This window comes from Mycobacterium sp. DHQP2018-32-09 (assembly GCF_058148405.1).
Genome location: NZ_JBYVYK010000032.1, coordinates 49,779 through 71,876, shown reverse-complemented (window position 1 = coordinate 71,876; position 22,098 = coordinate 49,779). Strand labels below are relative to the sequence as shown.

Genomic DNA, 22,098 nt, shown 5'->3' with positions numbered 1-22,098 from the left:
ATAGAGTTACGGCGGTAATAGCGGCAGGGAAACGCCCGGTCCCATCCCGAACCCGGAAGCTAAGCCTACCAGCGCCGATGATACTACCCTCACGGGTGGAAAAGTAGGACACCGCCGAACACCCTTTAAGTCCCGTACCCCTTGATTCCGATCAAGGGGTACGGGCATTTTCATGTCCATTTCACGAATGGGCGCAGCCTTTTCGAGAATCACGGTAATTCCGACGATCAGTCGAAGAGGGTCGGAACGCGGGCCGAGTGCCGGCGCTCCATCTCCAACAACTGCCGTTTCTTCGAAAGCCCGCCGCCGTATCCGGTGAGGCTCCCGTTGGCGCCGATCACGCGGTGGCACGGGACGATGATGCCGATCGGATTGTGGCCGTTGGCAAGTCCCACCGCACGCGAGGCGCTGGGCGCCCCGATCTGGCGCGCGATCTGGCCGTAGGTGCGCGTCTCCCCGTACGGAATGGTGAGCAGCGCCGTCCACACCGTGCGCTGGAACGTCGTACCCACCAGGTCGAGGTCGAGATCGAACTCGAGTAGATCGCCTGCGAAGTAGGCGTCGAGCTGGGTCACCACGTCGGCGAAGGCGTCGTCGTCGGCCTCCCACCCGTCGCGGTTCGGCTCGTACGTCTGATCGACCATCCGCAGGTGTCGGAGGTGCCCGCCGCTGCCGGCCAGCGTGATCACGCCCACCGGGCTGTCGATCGTGCGCATCTGCAAGACGTCCATCAGGCCCCCTTTGCCGTCGTCGTCGGCGGCCACACGTTGACCTCGTGGTCCAGGGAGGCCCAGAGGTGCTGCGTCACGTACGCCCGCCACGGTCGCCATCGGACACCGTGCGCCGTCAGACCACGGACGTCGTCGGGCAGACCCACCTGTGCCGCCGCCACCTTGACGCCCAGGTCGCTGGCGGGAAACGCATCGGGATCCCCGAGCCCGCGCATCGCGATCATCTCGGCGCTCCACGGGCCGATGCCCGGGAGTTCCAACAGTCGATGCCGTGCGAGATCCCAGTCGCAGCCGGGACCCAGATCCACGTCGCCGTCGGCGAGGGCCCGCACCAACGCGCCGAAGGTGCGTTGCCGCGACCGCGGGAACCGCAGATGCGCCGGATCGACGTCGAGCAGTCGGCCGGCGTCGGGAAAGGCGTGCGTGAGCCCGCCGACGGGATCGGTGACCGGTGTTCCGTAAACCTGGGCGAGGCGCGCACCGTGGGTGCGTGCGGCCTTCATGGAGACCTGCTGGCCGATGACCACGCGGATCGCGAGTTCGTGTTCGTCGACCGTGCGGGGAATCCGTTGGCCGGGCGCCTTGGCGACGATCGGCGCGAGATGCGCGTCCTCGGAGAGCGCGTCGAGCACGGCCTCCGGATCGGCGTCCAGATCCAGCAGTCGACGCGCCCGCGCGATCGCAGTCGCGAGGTCGCGCACGTCGTCGAGCGTGATCTCGCACCGCACGTGATCGGCGGCGGGGCGCAGGCTCAGCAACCCACCACCCGACGGAAGGGTCAACGTGCGCCGGTATGCACCGTCGCGCACCTCCTCCACCCCGGGGAGCGCGCTGGCGGCCAGGTGCCCGAACAGACCCTCGTATGCGAACGGCGCCCGCACGGGCAGCCGCAACGACAGGGTTCCCGTGCTCGGCCCCGCGGCCGCGTCACCGAACCTCGCGCGAGCACGGGTGCGCAACTCGGTGGGCGTCATCGCGCACACCGCCCGCACGGTGTCGTTGAACTGCCGAATGCTGGTGAACCCCGCCGCGAAGGCCACGTCGCCGAAGGGCAGGTGGGTGGTCTCGATGAGGACGCGGGCGGTCTGGCTGCGTTGAGCGCGGGCCAACGCCAGCGGCCCGGCGCCGACCTCGGCCAGCAAGAGACGCTCCAGTTGCCGCGTGGTGTAGCCCAGGTGCGCGGCCAGACCCCGCACGCCGTCGCGGTCCACGGTCCCGTCCGCGATGAGCCGCATGGCCCGCGCCACCACGTCGCCGCGGACGTTCCACTCCGGCGACCCGGGTGACGCATCCGGTCGACAGCGCTTGCAGGCCCGGAAGCCGGCGGCCTGCGCTGCCGCGGCCGTCGGTAGGAAGCGCACGTTGGCCGGCCGTGGCGGTCGCACCGGACAGCTCGGCCGGCAGTAGATGCCGGTGGTCAGGACGGCGGTGACGAACCAGCCGTCGAACCGCGCGTCCTTGGATTGGACCGCCCGGTAGCACCGGTCGAAGTCGTCGTGCACCCCTCGACCATGGCATGCCGAGGGCGGAGTGCACTAGCGGAAAAGCGACATCGAGGTCGAGGGCGGAAGGTCAGTGCCGGTGCAACGTGAGGATGGTGACGTCGTCGTCGGTCGCGTTGGTGGCCATGGACATCGAGATGTCGGTCGCGATCTTCAAGCCCGAGCCGTCCAGGAGACGGGCGAGCCGGTCCAGGCCGTCGTCGATCGAGGCGTCCCGGCGCTCCACGAGGCCATCGGAATACATCACCATGCCATGGCCGGGGGCGATGGTGAACGAACTCGGGGCGTACGTCATGTTCCGGATCCCGATGGGCGGTGAGAGCCTGATGGGCGCCTGGTGTGCCGCGGCGCCGGCACCCGTCAGGTACGGCATGAGGTGACCCGCCGACGCGGCCTCCACGAGACCGGACTGGAGGTCGACCCGCGTGACGATGACCGTCGCGAACACGCGCCGCACCATGTGCACGCCGAACGCGTTGAGCTGGTCGAGCGCCTCCGCCGGGGTCGCGCCGGCGAACAGCTGTGCCCGCAGGGCGTTGCGCAGCTGCGCCATGGTGCCCGCGGCCACCAGGCCGTGACCGGCGACGTCGCCCAGCAGCATGATCAACCGTCCGTCTCGCAGCTCGAACGCGTCGTACCAGTCGCCCCCGACGCGTCCGCCCGCCGCAGGTTCGTAATGTGCCGAGAGCGTCCAGTTCGCCAGTGTGGGAATGGATTCGGGCAGCAAGCTACGCTGCAACCGCTCGGCGATGCGCAGCGTCTCGCGGGTGCGCCGGTACAGCGTCTCGACCAAATGCCTGCGCAGGGCCTCGGCCGATTCGATCTCCACGTCGGTCCAGGGTTCGCCGCACCGCTGCACGATCTCGCGCCACCGTTCGAACGACTTGCGCGGACTGATGCGCACGCCGTCGCCCTCCTGCACCGCGATCGCCTTGTTGTGCGGATCGCCGCCCCAGTCGACCGATCGCAGCACCTCACGCCGGAACCACACGACGTACTGCCCGTCCGGCAGGTGCAGGGCCAAGGCTCCTGCAGCCACCTGCGGATCGAGGTCGAGTTCGGCGAATTCGTCGGCGAGACAGTCGTTGTGGGCGACCTCCTCGCCCGCGCCGCGCGCCCACTGCAGCACGGCGGCCACGACGTCGGGCGGGGGCACCGAACCGCGGACTCGCAGATCGTCGCCGATCCGCACGGCGACGCCGTCGGCCGGCACGAGGTCCAGCAGGTCCGGCGCCGCGAGCAGTGCCGCGGCGATCGGCTCGGCGTCGTCGAGCGTCGCCGCCATCAGCTTCGCCAGCACCGCCTGCGCTGCCAGCCGGACCCGCAGCTGATTGGCCTCGAACTGGTCGACCAGGCGCAGCGACAGCGTGGAGCCGAGGAACTCCGCGGCGGCCCTCGCGCCGTAGGGCGGCAGGTGCGGCCCGGAGTAGTGGTGGCACGCGATGAGACCCCACAGGCGACCGTGCCGCAACAGCGAGATCGACATCGAGGCGCGGACGCCCATGTTGCGGAGGTACTCGATGTGGATGGGCGACACGCTCCGCAGGGTGGCATGCGTGAGATCCAGTGGCCCACCGGTCACGGGATCGAGAGCCGGGATCAGCGGGGCAGGCGTGTAGTCGACGTCGGAGATCAGCCGCAGCCAGCTCTTCTCGTACATCGCCCGCGCCTGCGCGGGGATGTCGGATGCCGGATAGTGCAGTCCCAGAAAGGAGTTGAGGTGATCGCGTTTGACCTCGGCGACCACCTCACCGTTGTAGTCGCGGTCGTAGCGGTACACCATCACGCGATCGAAGCCCGTGAGGTCCGCAACGGCCTGCGCGGCGGTGTCGTAGAGCTCCTGTAGCGACGTGGCGCGGTTCAGCCGTTCGATCGAACTGCGCACGGCCTGATAGGTATTGGGAAAGGAAAATGGTCGCTCCCCGAACGCCGCCTCGATCTCCACGAGCAGGACGCCGTCAGGCTCGCGGTGCAGGATGACGTCGAACGGCTGCCGGTGACCGCGGACCTCGACCGTGCACTCGAGCGGGTTGCGCTGGCGAAGGTCGCCGAAGGCCTCCGCCGCCAAGGCGACGCGATGCGCCTGGTCGGGGCCGATCATCGACGACAGGTGGGCCCCTAGCACGCTCTCGACGGAGCGGCCCAGCAGGTCGGCGACGTTGGCGCTGACCTGATGCACGGTGAAGTCGGGCTCGCGCACCACCGCCAGCACGCCCCGGGGTTGGATGCTGCCGGGGACGTGGATCGGTTCGCGGGCGCAGTTGTCGAGATCGATGGGTGTGCCGACCGGGACGTAGTCGTCGTCGGGCTGGTTCACTCAGGTCCTCACGTGCTGCCGATCACTGGTCGGTCGCGAGACTGTGCGCTCAATCCCTCGAGGGTGGTGCGACCTCGGTCACGTAGCCCCGCTGGCACTCTACTACCGCCCCCGCAGGCGACGAGCCCAACCTGTCCTCGCGCGGCAAACACGTTCGCGTCCCCGCCCCACGACGTGTCGTACCTGCTAGCCCTACCGGGCCGTGGTGGTCACCCGGTCGCGACGGTGGGCGTCAGCGCCGATGTGGCAGGGCTTCCGGTCGGGGATTCTGTGACCAGCCAACACGGCGACCACCACGGCGAGGGGAACGACGATGATCATCAGCACGGGCACCACCGATTGCACCGCGGCGGCCGGGCGTCCCGACCGCACCCGGAAGGCGCTGCGCGGGCTGGCCGCGGCCGGCGTGTCCCTGGCGGCGGTGCTGGGTCCCCAGGCGGCCGGCGTCGCGGTTGCCGAGCCCGGACCGGCGTGTGCCGACGTCGACGTGGTGTTCGCCAGGGGAACGTTCGAGGCACCCGGCGTCGGTGCCACCGGACAGGCGTTCGTCGACGCCCTCACCGCCCGGCTGCCGGGCAAGAGCGTCAGCGCGTACGGCGTGAACTACCCGGCGTCGCTGGACTTCCAGCAGGCGGCCGACGGCATCGTCGACGCCACCAACCACGTCGAAGCCACGGTGGCGAGCTGCCCCGACACCAAGGTCGTCCTGGGTGGCTACTCCCAGGGTGCCGCGGTCGCGGCCTACTCGACGGAGGCGGCGGTTCCCCCGGGGATCGTGATGCCGGCCGGTTTCGGTGGTCCCATGCCAGAGAACGTCGGCTCGCACGTCGCCGCCGTGGTGCTGTTCGGTACCCCGTCGGCGTGGTTCGTCAACCTGGTCGACCACGGCGCGCCGCCGATCGGCGTGGGGCCGTCCTACGTGGGCAAGACGCTGCAGCTGTGCGCCTCCGGTGACCCCGTGTGCTGGCCGGGTGGGCTGGACCGTGCCGCGCACAGCAGCTACAAGGACAACGGCATGGCCGGGCAGGCCGCCGACTACGTGGTCGGCGCGCTGGCCGGGCACCCGCCTGCCCAGCAGGACGCGGTGTGAGCGCCCTGCGTTTGATCCGTGCGCGAGCAGGCAATGAACTGGGCATGATCGCGAGGACTGCCAGGTGAACGTGCTTCCGACGCCCTCGGCCACCATCGACGACGCCAGGGTGGCCTGCGTGCTGGCGCGAGTGGTCGCGGTGGTGAACCCGCTGCTCGACCTCCTGGAGTCCGATCCCGTGGGGCTCAAGGCGCGCCGCCGAGGCTCCGCGGACCCGATGGGACGTGCGCTCGACGCCGCCGCGTGGGCACTCGACGTCGCGGACGTGCCCGGCACGCAGTCGTGGCACGAGATGGGCGTCGACGAGCGCGTCGACTGGTGGGTGCATCGCATCGGGGCGTTGAACACCGCGATCGTCGCGTTCCCGGGCGTCCTCGGTGCGGTGGCCGACAGGCTGCCGATCCAGGATGCCCTCGGTTTCGCCAGCCAGGCGGTGGTGCTGTGCGCGGTGGCCCGCGAGCACGACGTCACCGACCGTGGAGAGCAGGTGCGGCTGCTGGCGGCCGTGCTGTGCGATCGCGATCTGAGCGCGCCCGCCGGCGCCGCGGACGTCGAACCACCGGTGGAGGTGGAGCGCTCGGGGCGGGGTGTGGCGCGGGCGCTCTGGGAGATCGCGGGACAGCTGCGGGCCATCAACGCCGAGTTGGTCAAGCGGTCGCAACCGCGGCGGATCTTCCGGATGCTGGGAGCGCTGCCCGCCGTCGGTGCCGTCGCCGACTACCTGGGGGAGTACGGCGCGCTGGTGCGCGCGGCGAAGGAAGGGCGCGCCTGGCTCGCCCAGGCGACCCCGGGCCGGAGCTGACTAACCGCGGGTGATGGGGCACGCCACCTCGACCGATACCGGTGAGGTGGTGGTGGGGTCGGCCTGCACGCCGCCGCCGCCGTTGATCTTGGTGACGACGCACGCGGTCAGCTTGGTGGCGTCACCGCTGGGGACGCCGTCGACCGACACCGTGTACCCCTGCTCCTGCAACTGCGAGATCACCGACGAGGCCGATTCGCCGTCGATGTCGGGATCGGCTGCGGCGAGGGGGGCCAGTGCCGTGACGGCCGCCAGGGCGGCCAACGAAGACGCGGCAAGACGCAGTGTGAACGCCATGGGAAACCCTCTCGGTACCGGCAGCAGGCACTCGGAACGCCTGGGTCTTGCCTGTGAACGACCCGAGGCTAACGCGCGTCGACCTGCGCGGATGCGGCTCCGACCGGCGTGGCGAGCGTCGTTGGCACATCGTGACCTCGCAGTGTCACGGCCGTGCCCAAACACCAGCGACCGCTCTCGGGTTCGCCTGCGCCACGCACGGTGTCGGCCGACGCCACCAACCGGCCGTCGATCTCCTTGGACAGCTCACACAGCCGGGCAGCCTCGTTGACGGGGCCACCGATCACGGTGTATTCGAAGCGCTCCTTGGCGCCGACGTTGCCCGCGACCACCTGGCCTGCGGCGACCCCGATCCCGGCCTCGAGTTCGGGGACCTCGGTACGCAGCCGCTCGGCCATGGCGCGCGCCGCCGAGAGCGCTTCTTCCTCGGCGTTGTCCAGCGATACCGGGGCGCCGAACACCGCGAGCACCGCGTCGCCCTCGAACTTGTTGACCAGGCCGTGATGGCGGTCGACCTCGTCGACGATGACGGCGAAGAAGCGGTTGAGCAATTCGACGACCTCGACGGCCCGCCGGCTGGTGACCAGCTTCGTGGACCCGATGACGTCGACGAAGACGACGGCGGCGTGGCGTTCCTCGCCGCCGAGCTTCGGTCGCTCCTGCTCGGCGAGCGCGGCCACCTCGCGGCCCACGTGCCTGCCGAAGAGGTCGCGAACGCGTTCGCGCTCCCGCAGCCCGTCGACCATCGAGTTGAAGCCCCGCTGCAACTGCCCGAGTTCGGTGCCGTCGAAGACCACGAGGTTGGTGTCCAGGTCTCCGCGTTCGACGCGGTTGAGCGCCGAGCGCACCACCCGGACCGGGGTGGCGGTGAGCCACGCCAGGATCCACATCAGGATGAAGCCGAAGACCAGGGCGAACGACGCCAGGATCATCACCGCGACGGTGAACTGCGTGGGTGACACGATGCGCAGCGTCAGCGTGATGATGGCCGCCAACAGGATGCCCAGCACCGGCACGCCGGATCCGAGCAGCCACACCATGAGCGTGCGGCCCATGATGCCCGGCGCGAAGCGGCGGGGCGGCGGCCCCACCTCGAGGGCCTGCGCGGCGACGGGCCGCAGGGCGAACTCGGTGAACAGGTAGCAGCTCGCCGAGACGACGATGCCGGGAAAGCTGATGCCCAACAGCACCTTCGGCACGAACTGACTGTCCTGCAGGCCGAAGAGCAGGGTCAGCAGCAGCGTGCCGGCCGCCCACAGGACCAGCAGCACGCGGGTGAGCCGCCACGGCGCGAGGAACGTCTTGCGCAGGTCGCCGGGGCTGGGCTCGCGCTCCTCGATGGCCCACCGCACGTTGGTGATCACGCGATTGGTGGCCCAGATGACGCCGACGAGGAACGCCAGCACGATGTAGGCGGGCGCCACGGCGAACGTGATCCACAGCACGCGCGAATCGAACACGCTGGGCACCGGGAAGGTGACCGTGACCACCAGCAGCGCCACCCCGACGCCGATGAGGTTCGCGACGACGACGAAGGTCGTGAGGATCAGCTGGATGCGAATGCGGCGCCGACGCTGGCTCTCCGAGACGCGGCCGAGGATCCACGACCCGTACTCCGAGTCGTCCGGCACCTTGCCGCTCTGGCTCGTGACCCGTTCCAGTATCACGCCGAGGCGTTGAGCCGTGCTCTTGTCGTCGGTCATCGTGGCGTCAGCCTAGTGACGTCGTGCGCCCTCTATGGTGGTTCGGTGCGGCTCGTCATTGCTCAATGCACCGTCGACTACGTGGGTCGGCTCACCGCTCACCTCCCGTCCGCCCGGAGGCTGCTGCTGTTCAAGGCCGACGGGTCGGTGAGCGTGCACGCCGACGACCGCGCCTACAAGCCGCTCAACTGGATGAGCCCGCCCTGCTGGGTCACCGAGGAGGGGGACGCGGGCGGCGCCGACCTCGTGTGGGTGGTGCAGAACAAGGCCGGTGAGCAACTGCGGATCACCGTGGAGGACGTCGAGCACGACTCCAGTCACGAACTGGGCGTCGACCCGGGACTGGTCAAGGACGGCGTGGAGGCGCACCTACAGGAGTTGCTCGCCGAACACGTCGAACTGCTGGGTGTCGGTTACACGCTGGTGCGGCGGGAGTACATGACGGCGATCGGCCCGGTGGACCTGCTGTGCCGCGACGAGCAGGGACGGTCGGTGGCCGTCGAGATCAAGCGCAGGGGCGAGATCGACGGCGTCGAGCAGCTCACCCGGTACCTCGACCTGCTCAACCGCGACAGCGTGTTGGCTCCGGTGAGCGGGGTGTTCGCTGCGCAGCAGATCAAGCCGCAGGCGCGCACGTTGGCAACGGATCGCGGAATCCGCTGTGTGACACTGGATTACGATCAGATGCGGGGCTTGGACTCCAGCGAGTTCCGGCTGTTCTGAGCGAACGGCGACCCATGGGCAAGAACCGCGGTTCGAAGTGGCGCCGGCAGGCTCGGCCACTGGTGTTCGACGGTTCGCGCACGGACGTGGGCCCCGACGGCCACGACTACGAGGTGCGCACGGTCTCCGCGGCGCGGGCGGTCAAGACCTACCGCTGCCCGGGTTGTGACCACGAGATTCGCCCCGGCATCGGTCACGTGGTGGTGTGGCCCGCCGGGATGGGCGAGGCGGCAGCCGAGGATCGACGGCATTGGCATGCGCCGTGCTGGGCGAACCGCCGCACCCGGGGGCCGACCCGACGCTGGTCCTGATCGGGCCTAGTGCTCGGAGGTGCCCGCAGGCTCGACGAGTTCGACGAGCACGCCGCCGGCGTCCTTGGGATGGATGAAGTTGATCCGCGAGTTCGACGTGCCGCGGCGGGGAGCGTCGTAGATCAACCGGATTCCCTGCTCGCGCAGGCGGTTCGAGAGCGCATCGAGGTCGCTGGTGCGATAGGCGAACTGCTGCAGCCCGGGGCCGCGCTTGTCGAGGAACTTCGCAATGGTCGACGATTCGTCGAGCGGAGCCATCAGCTGCACCTGGGCGCTGCCCTTGGGAGCGGCCCGCACGGCCAGCATGGCCTCGCGAATTCCCTGGTCGTCGTTGACCTCTTCGTGGAGCACGATCATGCCGAGGTGGTCGTGGTACCACTTGATGGCCGCGTCCAGGTCGGGGACGGCGATGCCGACGTGATCGATGGCCGTCACCAGGGCGCTTGCGAGTGCCGGACGGGCATCTACGTGCTCGGTGGTCATGTCTCGACGGTAACCTCTGGGTAGACGATTGTGGAATGTGTGCTAGGCCACACAGTTCCCCGTTCGGTGTCTAGTCAAACATGTCGCACATTTCGGAGGTTTTAGATGACGACGTCGGTGATCGTGGCAGGTGCGCGGACCCCGGTGGGCAAGTTGATGGGATCGCTCAAGGACTTCTCGGGCAGCGATCTGGGGGCCGTGGCGATCAAGGGCGCGCTCGAGCGTGCCGGCGTATCGGCGTCGGCGGTGGACTACGTCATCATGGGCCAGGTGCTGACCGCCGGCGCCGGTCAGATGCCTGCCCGGCAGGCCGCCGTGGCGGCGGGCATCGGCTGGGACGTGCCCGCCCTGACGATCAACAAGATGTGCCTGTCCGGCATCGACGCGATCGCGTTGGCAGACCAGCTGATTCGCGCCGGTGAGTTCGAGGTGGTGGTGGCCGGCGGCCAGGAGTCGATGTCGAAGGCGCCGCACCTGCTGATGGACTCCCGGTCGGGCTACAAGTACGGCGACGTGACGGTGCTCGACCACATGGCCTACGACGGGCTGCACGACGTGTTCACCGATCAGCCCATGGGCGCCCTGACCGAGCAGCGCAACGACCAGGACCGCTTCACCCGGGAGCAGCAGGACGAGGTGGCGGCGCGGTCGCACCGGCTGGCCGCCGCGGCGTGGAAGGACGGCGTGTACGCCGACGAGGTGGTGCCGGTGTCGATCCCGCAGCGCAAGGGCGACCCGATCGAGTTCGCCGAGGACGAAGGCATCCGCGCGAACACCACGGTCGAGTCGCTCGCGGGACTGCGCCCGGCGTTCCGCAAGGACGGCACGATCACCGCCGGATCGGCGTCGCAGATCTCCGACGGCGCGTGCGCCGTGGTCGTGATGAGCAAGGCGAAGGCCGAGTCGCTCGGGTTGACGTGGCTGTGCGAGATCGGTGCCCACGGCGTGGTGGCCGGCCCCGACTCGACGTTGCAGAGCCAGCCGGCGAACGCCATCAAGAAGGCGATCGCGCGCGAGGGCATCGACGTCGGCCAGCTCGACGTGATCGAGATCAACGAGGCATTCGCCGCGGTGGCGTTGGCGTCGACGAAGGAACTCGGCGTCGACGCCGAGAAGGTCAACGTCAACGGTGGGGCCATCGCCATCGGACACCCCATCGGCATGTCGGGCGCGCGGATCACCCTGCATGCCGCCTTGGAATTGGCGCGGCGCGGCTCGGGTTACGCCGTCGCCGCGTTGTGCGGCGCAGGCGGGCAGGGTGACGCCCTGATCCTGCGCAGGCCGTGAGCCGCTGAGAACCCTCTCAGCAGATCAACGACGCTGCGTAGTAGCTGGCGCGCGCGTCGGGCACAATGACGGCATGGCACACACCTATGACGTTCGCAGCGTGGCGGGCTGGTTCCGGCTGATCGCGATCGCCGAAGCGCTCAGCTGGGCCGGGTTGCTGGTGGGCATGTACTTCAAGTACCTGGCCTCGGCGCCCACCGAGGTGGGCGTCAAGGTCTTCGGCCCCATCCACGGCGGTATCTTCGTCGCCTTCCTCGTCGGCGCAGTCCTGGTCGGCGTGGCGCGCACGTGGAGCCCGCTGACGTGGGTGCTCGCGTTGCTGGGCAGCATCGTGCCGCTGGGCAGCGTGATCTTCGTCATGTGGGCGGATCGCACCGGCCGCATCTCCCCGGTCGGTTCAGCCGCGGGTGCCCCGACGGCGTCGTGACCGACGTGCCAAACTTGACGGCGTGACGCGACCACGACCCGTCGGTCCTGCGCTGGCAGGCGCCGTCGACCTCTCGGCACTCAAACAACCCCCACCGTCGGCCTCCGGCGCCGCGGCCGGATCCTCGGGCTCCGGTGGCACCGAGATCACCGAGGCGAACTTCGAAGCCGAGGTGCTGGTCCGTTCCGGGCAGGTGCCCGTGGTCGTGCTGCTGTGGACCCCGCGCAGTCCCGCCAGCGCGCAGCTGGCCGAGGTCTTCTCGGCGCTGGCCGACCAGGACGGCGGTACGTGGTCGTTCGCGACCGTCAACGTCGACGTGGTGCCGCAGATCGCGCAGGCCTTCGGTGTACAGGGTGTGCCCACGGTCGTCGCCATCGCCGCGGGGCGCCCGCTCGACAGCTTCCAGGGCACGCAGCCGCCCGAGCAGCTGCGGGCATGGATCGACTCGCTGCTGCAGGCCACCGCGGGCAAGCTGAGCGGCGGTCCCCAGGCCGCCGAACAGGTCGACCCCGCCCTCGACCACGCCAGGAACCTGTGGGACGACGGCGAATTGGACGCTGCCGAGGCGGCGTTCCAGGCCATCGTCGACGACACCGCTGCCACTGCCGCGGCCCAGGCCGAGGCCAAGGACGCGTTGCGTCAAATCTCGTTCATCCAGCGGGCGATGACGCAGTCGGCCGATGCCATCGCGGCCGCGGCCGCCGCCCCCGACGACGTCGACCTGGCCTTCGCTGCGGCCGACGTGGAGATCGCCGGCGACGATGCCACCGCCGCGTTCGAGCGCCTCACCGCGCTCGTCAAGCGCACCGCCGGTGACGAACGCACCCGCGTGCGCACCCGGCTCGTCGAGTTGTTCGACCTGTTCCCGCCCGACGACCCACGGGTGATCGCCGGACGGCGCGCGCTGGCCAACGCCCTCTACTGAGGTCGTCGACGGCCGTCGATGGCCATCGAACCAGCGCGCGGCGACCGTGCTACGCGACCGGCGGAGGGCCCTCGGGCTCGAACCACAGTGCACCGAGCGGCGGCAGCACCATGACGGCCGATGCGGGCCGACCATGCCACGGCTCGTCGGTGGCCTCGACGGCGCCGTAGTTGCCGATCCCGGCACCGTGATAGTTGGTCGCATCGGTGTTGAGCACCTCGCGCCACGTCCCGGCGTGCGGCAAGCCCAGGCGGTAGCTGGCGTGCTCGGAGCCCGAGAAGTTGAAGACGCAAGCCATCATCGAACCGTCGTCACCGAACCGCATGAAGCTCAGGACGTTGTTGGCCGAGTCGTTGGCGTCGATCCACGAATAGCCTTCGTGGCTGATGTCGCGTGACCACAGGGCCCGACGACTTTGATAGACGTCGTTCATGTCGGACACCATGCGCAGGATGCCGTCCGAGAAGCCCTGTTCGTCGAGCTGGAACCAGTCGAGCCCGCGCTCCTCGGACCACTCGGCGCGCTGTCCGAACTCCTGACCCATGAACAGCAGCTGCTTGCCAGGGTGGGCCCACTGGTAGGCGAGCAGTCCGCGCACGCCCGCGGCCTTCATGTGGTCGTTGCCCGGCATCCGGCCCCACAGCGTGCCCTTGCCGTGCACCACCTCGTCGTGGCTGATGGGCAGGACGTAGTTCTCGCTGTACGCGTAGAGCATCGAGAACGTCATCTCGTGGTGGTGGTAGCTGCGGTGGATCGGATCGCGCTGGATGAACGCCAGCGTGTCGTTCATCCAGCCCATGTTCCACTTCATCGAGAACCCAAGTCCGCCAAGGTTCGTCGGCCGTGTCACCCCGGGCCACGACGTCGACTCCTCGGCGATCGTCACGATGCCCGGCGCCACCTTGTGCACCGTCGCGTTCATCTCCTGCAGGAACTGCACCGCCTCCAGGTTCTCCCGGCCGCCGTACACGTTGGGCGTCCAGCCGCCCTCCGGCCGCGAGTAGTCGAGGTAGAGCATCGAGGCCACGGCGTCCACGCGCAGTCCGTCGACGTGATACTCCTGCAGCCAGTACAGGGCGTTGGCCACCAGGAAGTTGCGCACCTCGGCCCTGCCGAAGTCGAAGACGTAGGTGCCCCAGTCGAGTTGCTCACCGCGGCGGGGGTCGGAGTGCTCGTAGAGCGGCGTGCCGTCGAAGCGACCGAGCGCCCAGGCGTCCTTGGGGAAGTGGGCGGGCACCCAGTCGACGATGACGCCGATGCCGGCCTGGTGCAGCGTGTCGATCAGGTAGCGCAGGTCGTCGGGGTTGCCCAGCCGGGACGTCGGCGCATAGTAGGACGTCACCTGGTAGCCCCACGACCCTCCGAACGGGTGCTCGGCGACCGGGAGCAATTCGACGTGCGTGAAGCCGTGCCGGACGACGTACTCGGTGAGCTGTTCGGCCAGCTCGCGGTAGCTCAGACCGGGGCGCCAAGACATCAGGTGCACCTCGTAGGTGCTCATCGGCTCGAACACGGCGTTCTTGAGGGCCCGCTCTGCCATCCACTCCTGGTCGTCCCAGGTGTAGTCGCTGCGGAAGACGCGCGATGCGGTCTGCGGCGGAACCTCGGTGGCGAACGCCATCGGGTCGGCGCGGTCGACCACCGAGCCATCGGCACCGTGAACGCGGAACTTGTACAGCCCGTCGGTGGGAAAGCCCGGCCAGAACACCTCCCACACGCCCGACGAGCCGAGGCTGCGCAGTGGCGCCTCGTTGCCGCCCCAGTGGTTGAACTCGCCGATCAGCGTGACGCCCTTAGCGTTTGGCGCCCACACCGCGAACGAGACGCCGTCGACCTGGCCGTCGGCGGTGGTGTACTGCCGCGGGTGGGCCCCCAGCACCTCCCAGAGCCGCTCGTGTCGCCCCTCGGCGAACAGGTGCATGTCGATGTCACCGAGCGTCGGCAGGAACCGGTAGGCGTCTGCGCTGGTATGGGTGTGGCCGTCGGGGTAGGTCACCTCGACGCGGTAGTCGACCAGGTCGGTGATGGGCACGGCGGCCGCGAACAGCGCGTCCTCGACGTGCTGGAACGGGTAGCGTTCCCCGCCGATCAGCGCCGTGACCTCGGTGGCGTTGGGTCGCAGCACGCGGATCACGGTGTGGTCGACGTACTCGTGCGCACCCAGGATCGAGTGTGGGTCGTGGTGTTCGCCGGCGAGCAGCCGGCCCAGATCGCTGCCGTTGGGTCGTAGGTACTGGCTGGTGAATGGGTTCGTGCGGGTCATGAAGTCACTCCCTCCGCAACAGGTTGAGCCGCTTCTCGTCGGAGATCGACGGCATGTTCAGGACGTGCGCCACCGCCCGGGCGGGATCGATGCGCACGTAGTTGGACTGGCCCCACTGGTACTCGTCGCCCGTGATCTCGTCACGGACCCAGAACCGGTCCCAGTCGTGCATACCCAATGCGGCCATGTCCAGCCACAACGTCGCCTCCTCGGGTGCGAACGCGTTCAGCGTCACCACCACCAGGACGCAGTCCCCGGTGACCGGGTCGAACTTGCTGTAGGCCAGCAGCGCGTCGTTGTCGATGGTGTGGAACGTGATGGTGCGCAGCTGGGCCAGTGCCGGGTGGAGGCGACGGATCTCGTTGAGCCGGGCCAGGAATGGCTCCAACGACTCGCCCTTGGCCAATGCCCCCTCGAAGTCGCGGGGCCGCAGCTCGTACTTCTCGGAGTTCAGGTACTCCTCGCTGCCCTCGCGCACGGCGGTGCCCTCGAACAGTTCGTACCCCGAGTAGACGCCCCACGTAGGGCTCATGGTCGCGGCCATCACCGCCCGGATGGCGAACATCCCCGGACCGCCGTGCTGCAGGCTCTCGTGGAGGATGTCGGGCGTGTTGGTCCACAGGCTCTGTCGCGAGTAGTCGGCGTGCTCGGCGATCGACTCGCCGAACTCGGTCAGCTCCCACTTCGCGGTGCGCCACGTGTAGTACGTGTAGGACTGCGTGAAGCCCAGCTTGGCCAGGCCGAAGAGGCGCGCGGGCCGCGTGAACGCCTCGGCCAGGAACAGCACGTCCGGGTCGGTGCGCTTCACCTCCCCGATCAGCCAGGCCCAGAAGTTCGGCGGCTTCGTATGAGGGTTGTCGACACGAAAGACCTTGACGCCGTGCGACACCCAGTACTTCACCACGCGCAGCACCTCGGCGTAGAGCCCGGCCGGGTCGTTGTCGAAGTTGAGCGGATAGATGTCCTGGTACTTCTTGGGCGGATTCTCGGCGTAGGCGATGGTGCCGTCGGGCAGCACCGTGAACCACTCCGGGTGGTCCTTGGCCCACGGATGGTCGGGCGCGCACTGCAAGGCGAGGTCGAGGGCCACCTCGAGGCCGTTGTCGCGGGCTGCGGCGACGAACGCGTCGAAGTCGTCGATGGTCCCGAGCTTGGGATGCACCGCGTCGTGGCCACCCTTCTTGCTGCCGATGGCCCACGGCGATCCCACGTCGCCGGGTTCGGCCGTCACGCTGTTGTTCCTGCCCTTGCGGTGCACCTTGCCGATGGGATGGATGGGCGGCAAGTAGACGATGTCGAAACCCATCCGTGCCACGCGGGGGAGGGCCTGCGCGGCGGTGGCGAAGGTGCCGTGGACGGGGTGCCCGTCGGCGTCCCAGCCGCCCGTGGACCTGGGGAACAGCTCATACCAGGCGCTGAACCGGGCCAGCGGACGGTCCACCCAGACGCCGTATTGCTCACCGCGCGTGATGAGTTCGCGCAGTGGATACTGCCGCAGCAACTCGGCCACCGCGGTGCCGAGCGCTTCGCCCGCGCGGACGAACGGGTCCCCGGGCTCGCGCAGTCGGGCCGCGGCCTCGATCAGCGGATAGCGGTCCTGGCGCGGGACGCCCGTGGCAGCGCGTTCCAGCAGTTGCGCGCCGACGAGGAGGTCGTTGTCCAGCTCGGCCTCGCTCTGGCCGGCGTCGAGCTTGGCGGTGACGGCCTTGCGCCACGTGCTCAGCGGATCTCCCCAGCCGTCGACCCGGTAGGTGTACAGCCCGACCGTGTCGGGGGTGAAGCTGCCGTGGAACACGTCCGGTTCGCGCCCGAGCGTCATCGGGAGGTGCTGTGGCTTGACCTTGGGCGACGGGGTGACGATGTTCTCGATGGGCACGGGTTCCGCCTCCGGCGACTGCAAGCCCGGGGGAGCGTCGGCCAGCGCCGGGTACGAAGTGCCGTGGTAGCGCACCACCAGGGTCGCGGCAACCGCGTCGTGGCCTTCCCGCCAGACGGCGGCGCTGACCGGCACCACCTCGCCCACCACGGCCTTGGCGGGGAACCGCCCATTCGAGACCACGGGCGCGACGTCATCGATTCCGATTCGACCGGCGACCACCAAAACTCCTTACGCAGGCGCGACCGGTACGGCCGCGCGGTGACGTTTCGTTCCTGAACAGCCTGAAAAGTCTCTGTCGCGCTCTATACCCACCGTAGTGTCCGACACAACATCGCGGGACCTCCGGAGATGATGTGATCCCGTCGTGGCGGGCTCGCACGGCGCGAAACCTTAGTAAGGTGAATCCGCGTGAAAGCCCTTCGCCGGTTCACCGTCCGCGCCCACCTGCCCGAGCGTCTCGCAGCGCTCGAACGGTTGTCGGTCAACCTCCGCTGGTCCTGGGACAAGCCGACCCAAGACCTGTTCGCCAGCATCGACCCCGACCTCTGGCGTCAGGTGGGGGCCGACCCGGTGGCGCTCCTCGGAGCGGTCAGCCCCAAGCGGCTCGACCACCTCGCCACCGACGGTGACTTCCTGCTGCGGCTCGACAACCTCGCCGCCGACCTCGACGACTACCTGAACAGTCCGCGGTGGTACCAGGAGATGCAGGGCAACGCGTCCGGGGGCGCCTCGTGGCCCACCGGCATCGCGTACTTCTCGATGGAGTTCGGCGTGGCCGAGGTGCTGCCCAACTACTCGGGCGGTTTGGGCATCCTGGCGGGCGACCATCTCAAGTCGGCGTCCGACCTCGGTCTGCCCCTGATCGCCGTGGGGCTCTACTACCGCTCCGGCTACTTCCGGCAGTCGCTGACGGCCGACGGGTGGCAGCACGAGAACTACCCGTCACTCGACCCGCAGGGACTGCCGTTGCGGCTGCTGACCGACGCCGACGGGCAGACCGTCCTGGTGCGGCTGGCCATCCCCGACGGGGAACTCCACGCCCGGGTGTGGATCGCACAGGTCGGGCGAATCCCGCTGCTGCTCTTGGATTCCGACATCCCCGAGAACGATCACGAACTGCGCAGCGTCACCGACCGGCTCTACGGCGGCGACCAGGAACACCGCATCAAGCAGGAGATCCTGGCCGGCATCGGCGGCATCCGCGCCATCCGCGCCTTCACCGCGGTGGAGGGGCTGCCCGAACCGCAGGTCTTCCACATGAACGAGGGGCATGCCGGCTTCCTCGGTACCGAGCGCATTCGCGAGCTGGTCACCGACGGCGGCTTGGACTTCGACACGGCGCTGGCAGTGGTGCGCTCCTCGACGGTGTTCACCACGCACACGCCGGTGCCCGCGGGCATCGACCGGTTCCCACGGGAACTCGTCGAACGCTACTTCGGTGGCACCGGTTCGAACGACGCTCTGCTGCCGGGTGTTTCGGTGGACCGGATCCTCGCATTCGGCGCTGAGGACGACCCCACCAAGTTCAACATGGCGCACATGGGACTCCGGTTGGCCCAGCGGGCCAACGGCGTCTCGCTGCTGCACGGTCACGTGAGCCGCGGCATGTTCAACGAGCTGTGGCAAGGTTTCGACGCCGACGAGGTGCCCATCGGCTCCATCACCAACGGCGTGCACGCGCCCACGTGGGCGGCACCGCAGTGGGTGCAGCTCGGCCGCGAACTGCTGGGCAGTGACGACCTGGGCTCCCTGAGTGAACCCGACACCTGGCAGCGGCTGCAGCAGGTCGATCCGGGACACCTGTGGTGGATCCGCTCGCAGCTGCGGGAGCTGCTGATCGCCGACGTCCGGGACCGGCTGCGCAGGTCCTGGTTGGAACGCGGTGCCGCCGAAGCCGAATTGGGTTGGATCGCCAAGGCTTTCGATCCCGGTGTGCTGACCATCGGGTTCGCGCGACGCGTGCCCACCTACAAGCGGCTGACGCTGATGTTGCGCGACCCCGAGCGGCTCGAGGCCTTGCTGCTCGACGAGCAGCGTCCCGTCCAGCTGATCGTCGCGGGCAAGTCGCACCCCGCCGACGACGGCGGCAAGGCGCTCATCCAGCAGGTGGTCCGGTTCGCCGACCGCCCCGAGGTGCGCCACCGGATCGCGTTCCTGCCCGACTACGACATGTCGATGGCAAGGCTGCTGTACTGGGGCTGCGACGTCTGGCTGAACAACCCGCTGCGCCCGTTGGAGGCATGCGGTACGTCGGGCATGAAGAGCGCGCTCAACGGCGGTCTGAACCTCTCGATCCGCGACGGGTGGTGGGACGAGTGGTACGACGGCGAGAACGGCTGGGAGATCCCGACGGCCGACGGGCTCGACGAATCGCGTCGCGACGACCTCGAGGCCGCCGCGCTGTACGACCTGTTGGCCAACGCGGTGACGCCGAAGTTCTACGAGCGCGACGAGCACGGCGTGCCGACGCGGTGGGTCGAGATGGTGCGGCACACGCTGCAGGTGCTCGGGCCCAAGGTGCTGGCATCGAGGATGGTGCGGGACTACACCGAGCAGTACTACGTGCCCGCGGCGCGGTCGCTGCACCGCACCATCGAGGACGTCGACGGGGTGCCCTTCGGCGCCGCGCGGGGCCTGGCCGACTTTCGGCGACGTGCGGAGGAGGCGTGGCCGAAGATCGAAATCGCCGAGGTGGACAGCTATGGCCTGCCCGACACCCCACTGCTGGGCTCCGAGCTGACCCTGACGGCCACGGTCCGGCTGGCCGGGTTGACGCCGGACGAAGTCACGGTGCAGGCCGTGGTGGGACGCGTCGACGCGGGCGACGACCTGGTGGCGCCCGAGACCTACCCCATGACGCACACCGGCAGCGTCGACGGCGGGCTCGAGGTGTTCACCACCACGACCCCGCTGCCGATCGCGGGCCCGGTCGGGTACACGGTGCGCGTGCTGCCGCATCATCCGCTGCTGGCGGCCGACGACGAACTCGGGCTGGTCACGCTGGCGTGATGGGGCGATCGAGCCGGTGAGTAGCCGCATCCTCGAGGTGGCCCTCGACGGTGGGCCGTACGCCGTCGCGGCGGGCCCGGACGGTGCGGCCTGGGTGACGCTGGTCCATGGCGGCGCCGTCGCGCGCGTCACCGCGACCGGCACCGCACGGACGTTCCCGGTGGGGGACGGCAGCAAGCCGTCGCAGATCACGGCGGCGTCCGACGGCGCGCTCTGGTTCACCCGCGCCGGCGACGACGCGATCGGGCGCATCACGGTCGACGGTGCCCAGTCGATGATCGAATTGCCCAGCGGCAGTGCGCCCTTCGGCATCGCCGTCGGCGCGGACGGCAACGTGTGGTTCACGACGACCGGTGCGGGCACCGTGGGGCGCATCGTGGGTGACCTCGAGGGTGGCCTGGTGGACCAGTGGCCCGTCGGGGGCATGCCGTCGATGATCACGGCGGGCCCCGACGGTGCCACGTGGTTCACGATGAACCGGGCCAACGCGATCGGCAGGATCGACGCGGCGGGTACGCTCACCACGCGGGAGGTGCCCACCCGGGCGGCCGGTCCCGTCGGCATCTGCGCCACCCACGACGACACCATCTGGTTCACCGCGATCGGCGCCGACAAGGTGGGACGCATCCCGATGGACGACGCGATCCAGGAACTCGACCTGCCGGGCAAGCCGCACGCCGTCGTCGCCGACCCGGTCGGCGGGGTGTGGGTGAGCCTGTGGGGCGCCGATCAGATCGCCAGGATCAGCGCCGACGGCGACGTGGTCACCATCGACCTGCCCTCAGGCAGCGAGCCGCACGGCCTTTCGGTGGCCGCCGACGGGGCGCTCTGGGTCGCGCTCGAGTCCGGTTACGTGCTGCGCCTGCCGGTGTAGCCGCACGAATCGCCTCAGGAGAAGCGGGCGAAGCAGCGGTCGGTGTCGCCGAGCACGCCGACACGGAAGGCGTCGATGCGCGAGAAGCCCGACGGCACGGTGTCGCCGTTGACGTCGCTGGCCACCAGGCCGTTGAGCAGGATGCCCGACACCGCCTCGTCGACGTCGCCGGCGGTGAGCGCGATGGTGTTGCCGTCCGGAGTGGTCACGCTCTGGGACATCTTCGCGGTCGCCACGCCGGTCAGGCACGCCGTGCGCAGGGCGGCCTCGGCGTCGTCGAGGGTCACCGAGCCGTGCTCCTTCTGGATGGCCTGCATGTAGCGCGACACCAGGATCGAGTACGCCGTGTTGTCACCGCTGGCCAGACCACCGCCGTCGGTGTCCGCCGGCGTGCCCAGTGCGGCCAGTTCGGGCAGGTCGACGACGATGGTGTTGGACGCCGGGCAGTACGAGGCGGGGGAACGCATCCGGGCGTTGGCGCAGTCGCGGGGTTCGAACGACAGCTGCGGCGGCGCGGCCGGGGTGAACAGAATGCCCATGGCGTCGACGATCGACCGCACGGAGTCCTCGGTCACGGGCAGTTCGCCGGTCTCGTCGTCGGCGAGCAGGACGGGGATGTCGCCGCGGCGCTGTTCGATCTCCCGCTCGTCGATGCCCTTGCAGGACGACGGCCCGTCGGTGAAGCCGAACTGGAAGGCCGACACCCGCTCGAACGCCGAGCCGTGTTCGTCGGTCCCCGCTTCGGGATCGCTGACGTTGAGCAGGGGGTCACGGAACGCGATCATGGCGGCCAGCAGGTTGTTCACCCCGTCGCCGGTGCTGAGCGTGAAGCGCGGCGACTGGTCCTCGGCGACCCAGCGCATGTAGGCGCCCGCCAGGCAGTCGGCCTGCTGCTCGCCGACGAGCGTGGGCGTGTCGGGCGTGACGAGGTCGGCCTGGTGCTGGATGGCGTGGCCGTACTCGTGGGCCAGCACCATGGCAACGGCCATGTCGCCGTTGGCATTGCGCAGCGACGGCAGCAGCTCGCCCCGGTCCCAGCCGATGGTGCGGTCGTCGAAGCAGTAGCCGGCGTTGACCAGGCCCGCGGTGTCCGAGCCGCAGAACACGCCGTCGTAGGCGCCGCTGTCCCAGGAGTGCACCTCGGCCACCGGCCTGAATTCGCCGCCGAAGGCCTCGCCGTAAGCGCCCTGCCAGAACTGCTCGAGGTCGCTGACGGCCTGACGGCCCAACTGGTCGACCTGCCCACCGTCGGTGCCGATCACGTCCCGGGTGGGCGCCGCGGCGTCGTCGCGCAGCCCGCTGGGGCCGTCGCCGGCGGGCATGCCCGCCACCTTGAACGGATCGGCGAACACCGATACGGCGTGGCCCGTCACGGTGGTGCCGCATCCGGCGACGACGGCCCCGGCCGCGGCGATGGCCAGCCCCGTGCCGACGCCGACCCGCCACCGCCCGACTCGCTTCATGGCCGTTGCCCT

Annotated in this window: 18 protein-coding genes and 1 rRNA gene; 10 read left to right on the top strand and 9 right to left on the bottom strand. The window is 69.4% G+C overall.

The features are described from left to right. Nucleotides 1-7 precede the first annotated feature (7 nt). A 5S ribosomal RNA gene (gene rrf / locus AC30CM_RS16680) occupies nucleotides 8-120 on the top strand. 107 nt (nucleotides 121-227) lie between these two features. Here the strand turns inward: rrf and AC30CM_RS16675 are convergent. The 3 genes from AC30CM_RS16675 to AC30CM_RS16665 all read right to left on the bottom strand — a co-directional run bounded on the left by AC30CM_RS16675 (nucleotide 228) and on the right by AC30CM_RS16665 (nucleotide 4,550). Beyond that, complete coding sequence (locus AC30CM_RS16675) at nucleotides 228-731, bottom strand: methylated-DNA--[protein]-cysteine S-methyltransferase (RefSeq protein WP_490118010.1); 504 nt, start codon at nucleotides 729-731, stop codon at nucleotides 228-230. Further along, nucleotides 731-2,233, bottom strand: a complete 1,503-nt coding sequence (locus AC30CM_RS16670; protein ID WP_490118009.1) for an AlkA N-terminal domain-containing protein — start codon at nucleotides 2,231-2,233, stop codon at nucleotides 731-733. Before AC30CM_RS16670 ends, AC30CM_RS16675 begins: the two co-directional genes overlap by 1 nt. Before the next feature lie 70 nt (nucleotides 2,234-2,303). Next, nucleotides 2,304-4,550, bottom strand: coding sequence for a SpoIIE family protein phosphatase (locus AC30CM_RS16665; protein WP_490118008.1), 2,247 nt, complete (start codon nucleotides 4,548-4,550; stop codon nucleotides 2,304-2,306). 313 nt (nucleotides 4,551-4,863) lie between these two features. Here AC30CM_RS16665 and AC30CM_RS16660 point away from each other — a divergent pair, with 313 nt between their 5' ends. Both AC30CM_RS16660 and AC30CM_RS16655 read left to right on the top strand, forming a co-directional pair. Then, a complete protein-coding gene (locus tag AC30CM_RS16660) occupies nucleotides 4,864-5,640 on the top strand; it encodes a cutinase family protein (RefSeq protein WP_490118007.1) in 777 nt (258 codons plus the stop codon). A gap of 64 nt (nucleotides 5,641-5,704) precedes the next feature. Next, nucleotides 5,705-6,442: a hypothetical protein gene (locus AC30CM_RS16655; protein WP_490118006.1), complete on the top strand. Its 738-nt coding sequence runs from the start codon at nucleotides 5,705-5,707 to the stop codon at nucleotides 6,440-6,442. On the opposite strand, the gene AC30CM_RS16650 is transcribed toward AC30CM_RS16655, so the two are convergent. Both AC30CM_RS16650 and AC30CM_RS16645 read right to left on the bottom strand, forming a co-directional pair. Beyond that, nucleotides 6,443-6,739, bottom strand: coding sequence for a hypothetical protein (locus AC30CM_RS16650; RefSeq protein WP_490118005.1), 297 nt, complete (start codon nucleotides 6,737-6,739; stop codon nucleotides 6,443-6,445). A gap of 68 nt (nucleotides 6,740-6,807) precedes the next feature. Further along, a complete protein-coding gene (locus AC30CM_RS16645) occupies nucleotides 6,808-8,442 on the bottom strand; it encodes an adenylate/guanylate cyclase domain-containing protein (RefSeq protein ID WP_490118004.1) in 1,635 nt (544 codons plus the stop codon). Nucleotides 8,443-8,487: 45 nt separating this feature from the next. Between AC30CM_RS16645 and nucS the strand changes: the two genes are divergently transcribed. Together nucS and AC30CM_RS16635 are read left to right on the top strand one after the other, a co-directional pair. After that, on the top strand, nucleotides 8,488-9,165 hold the full coding sequence (gene nucS / locus AC30CM_RS16640; RefSeq protein WP_490118003.1) for an endonuclease NucS: 678 nt from the start codon (nucleotides 8,488-8,490) through the stop codon (nucleotides 9,163-9,165). 14 nt (nucleotides 9,166-9,179) lie between these two features. Further along, a complete protein-coding gene (locus AC30CM_RS16635; protein WP_490118002.1) occupies nucleotides 9,180-9,476 on the top strand; it encodes an Rv1322 family protein in 297 nt (98 codons plus the stop codon). Nucleotides 9,477-9,482: 6 nt separating this feature from the next. Here the strand turns inward: AC30CM_RS16635 and mce are convergent, their stop codons facing one another. Next, the gene (gene mce, locus AC30CM_RS16630; protein WP_490118001.1) at nucleotides 9,483-9,959 is read right to left on the bottom strand and encodes a methylmalonyl-CoA epimerase; all 477 of its coding nucleotides are present in this window, start codon (nucleotides 9,957-9,959) and stop codon (nucleotides 9,483-9,485) included. Nucleotides 9,960-10,064: 105 nt separating this feature from the next. On the opposite strand from mce, the gene AC30CM_RS16625 reads away from it, so the two are divergent. From AC30CM_RS16625 to AC30CM_RS16615, 3 genes are all read left to right on the top strand, one after another. After that, entirely contained in the window at nucleotides 10,065-11,246 is a 1,182-nt protein-coding gene (locus AC30CM_RS16625) for an acetyl-CoA C-acetyltransferase (protein ID WP_490118000.1), read from the top strand. A 73-nt stretch (nucleotides 11,247-11,319) separates the two neighbouring features. Next, nucleotides 11,320-11,673: a DUF3817 domain-containing protein gene (locus tag AC30CM_RS16620; protein WP_490117999.1), complete on the top strand. Its 354-nt coding sequence runs from the start codon at nucleotides 11,320-11,322 to the stop codon at nucleotides 11,671-11,673. 22 nt (nucleotides 11,674-11,695) lie between these two features. Next, nucleotides 11,696-12,598, top strand: a complete 903-nt coding sequence (locus tag AC30CM_RS16615) for a co-chaperone YbbN (RefSeq protein ID WP_490117998.1) — start codon at nucleotides 11,696-11,698, stop codon at nucleotides 12,596-12,598. A gap of 49 nt (nucleotides 12,599-12,647) precedes the next feature. On the opposite strand, the gene glgB is transcribed toward AC30CM_RS16615, so the two are convergent. Beyond that, nucleotides 12,648-14,861, bottom strand: a complete 2,214-nt coding sequence (glgB, locus tag AC30CM_RS16610; protein WP_490117997.1) for a 1,4-alpha-glucan branching protein GlgB — start codon at nucleotides 14,859-14,861, stop codon at nucleotides 12,648-12,650. Between the two features lie 4 nt (nucleotides 14,862-14,865). Next, the gene (locus AC30CM_RS16605) at nucleotides 14,866-16,959 is read right to left on the bottom strand and encodes an alpha-1,4-glucan--maltose-1-phosphate maltosyltransferase (protein WP_490117996.1); all 2,094 of its coding nucleotides are present in this window, start codon (nucleotides 16,957-16,959) and stop codon (nucleotides 14,866-14,868) included. Between the two features lie 189 nt (nucleotides 16,960-17,148). Between AC30CM_RS16605 and AC30CM_RS16600 the strand changes: the two genes are divergently transcribed. Both AC30CM_RS16600 and AC30CM_RS16595 read left to right on the top strand, forming a co-directional pair. Next, nucleotides 17,149-19,749, top strand: a complete 2,601-nt coding sequence (locus AC30CM_RS16600; protein ID WP_490117995.1) for a glycosyltransferase family 1 protein — start codon at nucleotides 17,149-17,151, stop codon at nucleotides 19,747-19,749. Nucleotides 19,750-19,765: 16 nt separating this feature from the next. Further along, nucleotides 19,766-20,623, top strand: coding sequence for a Vgb family protein (locus AC30CM_RS16595; RefSeq protein ID WP_490117994.1), 858 nt, complete (start codon nucleotides 19,766-19,768; stop codon nucleotides 20,621-20,623). Between the two features lie 14 nt (nucleotides 20,624-20,637). Here AC30CM_RS16595 and AC30CM_RS16590 read toward each other — a convergent pair whose 3' ends face one another. After that, nucleotides 20,638-22,086, bottom strand: coding sequence for a neutral zinc metallopeptidase (locus AC30CM_RS16590; RefSeq protein ID WP_490117993.1), 1,449 nt, complete (start codon nucleotides 22,084-22,086; stop codon nucleotides 20,638-20,640). Nucleotides 22,087-22,098: the final 12 nt, after the last annotated feature.

Excerpts from the sequence above, each read along its gene's own strand:
- AC30CM_RS16675 (WP_490118010.1), bottom strand. The coding sequence starts at position 731 with ATGGACGTCTTGCAGATGCGCACGATCGACAGCCCGGTGGGCGTGATC.
- AC30CM_RS16660 (WP_490118007.1), top strand. The coding sequence starts at position 4,864 with ATGATCATCAGCACGGGCACCACCGATTGCACCGCGGCGGCCGGGCGT.
- AC30CM_RS16650 (WP_490118005.1), bottom strand. The coding sequence starts at position 6,739 with ATGGCGTTCACACTGCGTCTTGCCGCGTCTTCGTTGGCCGCCCTGGCG.
- AC30CM_RS16645 (WP_490118004.1), bottom strand. The coding sequence starts at position 8,442 with ATGACCGACGACAAGAGCACGGCTCAACGCCTCGGCGTGATACTGGAA.
- AC30CM_RS16635 (WP_490118002.1), top strand. The coding sequence starts at position 9,180 with ATGGGCAAGAACCGCGGTTCGAAGTGGCGCCGGCAGGCTCGGCCACTG.
- mce (WP_490118001.1), bottom strand. The coding sequence starts at position 9,959 with ATGACCACCGAGCACGTAGATGCCCGTCCGGCACTCGCAAGCGCCCTG.
- AC30CM_RS16625 (WP_490118000.1), top strand. The coding sequence starts at position 10,065 with ATGACGACGTCGGTGATCGTGGCAGGTGCGCGGACCCCGGTGGGCAAG.
- AC30CM_RS16620 (WP_490117999.1), top strand. The coding sequence starts at position 11,320 with ATGGCACACACCTATGACGTTCGCAGCGTGGCGGGCTGGTTCCGGCTG.
- glgB (WP_490117997.1), bottom strand. The coding sequence starts at position 14,861 with ATGACCCGCACGAACCCATTCACCAGCCAGTACCTACGACCCAACGGC.
- AC30CM_RS16590 (WP_490117993.1), bottom strand. The coding sequence starts at position 22,086 with ATGAAGCGAGTCGGGCGGTGGCGGGTCGGCGTCGGCACGGGGCTGGCC.